The organism is Allobosea sp. 2KB_26 (genome assembly GCF_052115715.1).
Classification (GTDB): Bacteria; Pseudomonadota; Alphaproteobacteria; order Rhizobiales; family Beijerinckiaceae; genus Allobosea.
This window is the reverse complement of the sequence record NZ_JBFRHE010000063.1, coordinates 1-783: the sequence shown is the minus strand read 5'-3', so window position 1 is coordinate 783 and position 783 is coordinate 1. Positions and strand designations below refer to the sequence as shown.

Genomic DNA, 783 nt, shown 5'->3' with positions numbered 1-783 from the left:
AGCGGCGGCCGTCGATATCGAAATCGGTGTGCGTATAGCCGCCGGCAAGGCCGAGGCGCCAGTGCCCGTCGCCGCTCCAGCCGGAGTTGAGCTCGGCGCCGAACAGCATGCCGCCGCCGCGCCGGTCGAGCGAGGCCGCGTTGCGGTCTCCGTCCGTGCGTCCCTGCGCCCCGATCGCCTCGCCCCAAAGCGTGAAGCGTTCCCTGGCGAGGCGTGGTGCCGGCAGCGTCGTGCCGCCCGACCTGCCGGGCGCGTCGGCGCTGAAGGCGCCCTCGACCGTGCCGCCGGACGTGCCGCCGGCCAAGGGCCAGCGCAGCCGGTTGAGGATGGATTCGCGGATGAGATGGCTGTCTTCGATCGCGACGCCGACCGCTTGGGCATGGATCTCGCCCGAGAGCGCGTCGAAGCCGGCTCGGGCATCGGCGACGCTTGCCGTGAGCAGCGCATCGTAGACACGGTTGCCGGCGCCCAGCGCCTCGGCCGCTCCAGCGGCCCCGGCCTGGTTGCGGGTCAGGGCGACCTGCGGAAAGGCGATGGCGTTGCGATCGAGCGTCAGCGCCACGTCATTGGCGCCATAGGCCAGGCTCGGCGTCAGGAAGGCGAAGTTCGAGGCCACCGCGGCGAACTGGCCGATGACCCCGCCCTGTGCCGTCAGAATGGTGTAGCGCGTCGAGGCGCCATAGCCGCCTTGTTCCGCCAGAAGCTGCACCGTTCCCCCGGACAGGGTGGCGGTTCCGGTGGCGGCGATCCTGTCGGACTGGCCGGCGGCATTGACCTCGAGCT

Annotated in this window: 1 protein-coding gene; it reads right to left on the bottom strand. The window is 71.6% G+C overall.

All coding sequences use genetic code 11. The features are described from left to right. The coding region (locus AB4099_RS35210) for an autotransporter outer membrane beta-barrel domain-containing protein (protein ID WP_441481508.1) at nt 1-783 on the bottom strand (783 nt) is incomplete at both ends.